This window comes from Streptomyces lushanensis, from assembly GCF_001700515.1.
GTDB lineage: Bacteria > Actinomycetota > Actinomycetes > Streptomycetales > Streptomycetaceae > Streptomyces > Streptomyces lushanensis.
Map to the genome: position 1 here is coordinate 1 of NZ_MAUD01000144.1, position 3,233 is coordinate 3,233.

Consider the following 3,233-nt stretch of genomic DNA (forward strand, 5'->3'; position numbering starts at 1 on the left):
GAGGCCCCCGCACCGGCGGACGTACGGGGTCCGCCGGTGCGGGGGCCTCAGCCCATGTGCGGGTAGCGGTAGTCGGTCGGCGGGACCAGCGTCTCCTTGATGGAACGGGTCAGCGTCCAGCGCATCAGGTTCTGCGGCGCGCCCGCCTTGTCGTTGGTGCCGGAGGCACGGCCGCCGCCGAAGGGCTGCTGGCCGACGACGGCGCCGGTCGACTTGTCGTTGATGTAGAAGTTGCCGGCGGCGTAGCGCAGCTTCGCCATCGCGTCGGCGGCGGCGGCCCGGTCGTTGGCGATGACCGAGCCGGTCAGCGCGTACGCCGAGACGGACTCCATCTGGGCGAGCACCGACGCGTAGTCGGCGTCGTCGTAGACGTGCACCGCGAGGATCGGGCCGAAGTACTCGGTCGTGAAGACCTCGTTCCCGGGATCGGTGCAGACGATGACGGTGGGCCGCACGAAGTAGCCGACCGAGTCGTCGTAGGTACCGCCCGCGACGATCGTGCAGGTCGGGTCCGCCGCGGCGCGGTCGATGGCGGCCTTGTTCTTGGCGAAGGCGCGCTCGTCGATGACGGCGCCGATGAAGTTGCTCAGATCGGTGACATCGCCCATGGCGATCCCGTCGACCTCGGCCGCGAACTCCTCCTGGAAGCCGTCGTTCCAGATCGACGCCGGTACGTAGGCACGCGAGGAGGCCGAGCACTTCTGGCCCTGGTACTCGAAGGAGCCACGCGTCAGCGCGGTCTTGAGGACGGCGCGGTCGGCGCTCGGGTGGGCGACGACGAAGTCCTTGCCGCCCGTCTCACCGACGATCCGCGGATAGGAGCGGTACTTCTCGATGTTCTCGCCGACCGTCCTCCACAGGTGCTGGAAGGTCCTGGTCGAGCCGGTGAAGTGGATACCGGCCAGGTCGGGGTGGTTCAGGGCCACCTCGGAGACGGCGATGCCGTCGCCCGTCACCAGATTGATGACGCCCTTGGGCAGCCCGGCCTCCTCCAGCAGCTCCATCAGCAGCACGGCGGCCAGCGTCTGCGTCGGGGACGGCTTCCACACCACGACATTGCCCATCAGCGCGGGCGCGGTGGGCAGATTGCCCGCGATCGCGGTGAAGTTGAACGGTGTGATCGCGTAGACGAACCCTTCCAGCGGGCGGTGGTCGAGACGGTTCCAGACGCCGGGCGAGTTGGCCACCGGCTGCTCGGCGAGCAGATCACGGGCGTAGGAGACATTGAAGCGCCAGAAGTCGATCAGCTCGCAGGGCGCGTCGATCTCGGCCTGCTGGGCGGTCTTCGACTGGCCGAGCATGGTGGCGGCGGCGATCGTCTCGCGCCAAGGCCCGGCGAGCAGTTCGGCGGCGCGCAGGATGATCGCCGCGCGGTCGTCGAAGGCCGTCGCGCGCCAGCCCGGGGCCGCGGCCAGGGCGGCGTCGACCGCGTCCCGCGCGTCCTGCGGGGTGGCGCCGGCGAAGGTACCGAGCCTGGCCCGGTGGTTGTGCGGCTGTACGACATCGACGCGCTCGCCGCCGCCCATCCGCTTCTCGCCGCCGATGGTCATCGGCAGGTCGACGGGATTCTCGGCCAGCTCCTTGAGCCTGACCTCCAGCCGGGCCCGCTCGGGCGAGCCGGGCGCGTAGCCGTGCACCGGCTCGTTGACCGGCACGGGAACCTGGGTCACAGCGTCCATGGTTGCCGAATCTCCTTCATCAGTAGGTCAGTTGGCAGTCAGGGGTTCAGCCGCGGCTGACCAGCGAACGCAGGAAGAACGCGAGGTTGGCGGGCCGCTCGGCGAGGCGGCGCATGAAGTATCCGTACCAGTCGGTGCCGTACGCGATGTAGACACGCATCCGGTGTCCCTCCGCCGCGAGGCGGTTCTGCTCGGCCTCGCGGATGCCGTACAGCATCTGGAACTCGTACTCGTCCAGCTTGCGTCCCGCGCGGTGCGCGAGCTCCTGCGCGATCGCGATGACGCGCGGATCATGGGTGCCGACCATCGGATGGCCCGAGCCGGTCATCAGGATTCCGAGGCAGCGGATGTACGCCCGGTCGACCTCGGCCTTGTCCTGGTACGCGACGGAGGCCGGCTCCTTGTAGGCGCCCTTGACCAGCCGTACGCGCGAGCCGGCGGCGGACAGGGCGCGGCAGTCGTCCTCGGTGCGGAAGAGATACGACTGCACGACGGCGCCGGTCTCCGGGAAGCGCTCACGCAGCTCGGTGTGGATGGCGAGCGTCGAGTCGACGGTGGTGTGGTCCTCCATGTCGAGGGTGACCGTGGTGCCGATCTCGGCGGCGGCCTCCACGACGGCGGTGACGTTCTTCAGGGCGAGATCGTGTCCGCCGGGAAGCGCCTGGCCGAAGGAGGAGAGCTTGACCGACATCTCGGCGCGGGCGCCCAGTTCCAGCGGGGCGAGGGCCTCGACCAGCCGGAGGTAGGCGTCGCGGGCGCGCAGGGCCTCGGCCGGATCGGTGATGTCCTCGCCGAGGACGTCGAGGGTGACCTCAAGACCGCGGGCTGCCATGGCCTCGATGACCGGCGCCGTCTCCTCGATCGACTCACCGGCGATGAAACGGTTCACCACGGGCTTGGTGACCGGCGCGGCCGAGACGACACGGCGCATTCTGTCGCTGCGCGAGGCGGCGAGGATCACGGGACCCAGCACAGGGCACCTCCATGGTCAGATCGAGCGGGGCCGCTGCGGAGCGGTCCGGGACGGAGCAGGCCGGGACGGGCCGGAGCGAGCCGGGAGGACCGGACCGGGCCGGATCCGCACGGCACGGAGAACCACTGTGAAACCTAGGGACCGCTCCGATCCTCTGCCATCGACAGGTGTCACGCATCCGTGGCCGGGATCTCAGACAATTGTCTGAAGGCGGTGCGAGAATGTCCGGATGAAGGGCGATTACCAGGAGCTGGTGGACGAGATCACGGCGCTGCTCGGCGTTCCCGTGACGCTGGAGAACCGTGATTTCGGGCTGATCGCCTTCGGTGCGCACGACAGCGACGACGACACGGCGATGGACCCGGTCAGGACACGGTCGATCCTGACCCGGAAGTCCACGCCGGCGGTGCGTGCCTGGTTCGAGGGCTTCGGCATCACCCGCGCGAGGGGCCCGGTCCGTATCCCCGCCGCGCCGGAGGCCGGCGTCTTCCGCGGCCGGATCTGTCTGCCCGTACGGCACCGGGGCGTGGTGCTGGGGTACGTGTGGCTGCTCGACGGCTTCGAACCGGGCCCGGGCCCGG

Annotated in this window: 2 protein-coding genes and 1 pseudogene; 1 reads left to right on the forward strand and 2 read right to left on the reverse strand. The window is 69.8% G+C overall.

Annotated features, from left to right (window positions below):
- Positions 1–47: 47 nt before the first annotated feature.
- Both pruA and BFF77_RS13395 read right to left on the reverse strand, forming a co-directional pair.
- Positions 48–1,679 (reverse strand): L-glutamate gamma-semialdehyde dehydrogenase, encoded by a 1,632-nt coding sequence (pruA, locus tag BFF77_RS13390; protein ID WP_066948310.1) that lies wholly within the window; start codon positions 1,677–1,679, stop codon positions 48–50.
- A 46-nt stretch (positions 1,680–1,725) separates the two neighbouring features.
- Complete coding sequence (locus BFF77_RS13395) at positions 1,726–2,652, reverse strand: proline dehydrogenase family protein (protein ID WP_066948313.1); 927 nt, start codon at positions 2,650–2,652, stop codon at positions 1,726–1,728.
- 229 nt (positions 2,653–2,881) lie between these two features.
- On the opposite strand from BFF77_RS13395, the pseudogene BFF77_RS13400 reads away from it, so the two are divergent.
- Positions 2,882–3,233 (forward strand): annotated as a pseudogene (locus BFF77_RS13400) (PucR family transcriptional regulator); the annotation flags it as partial.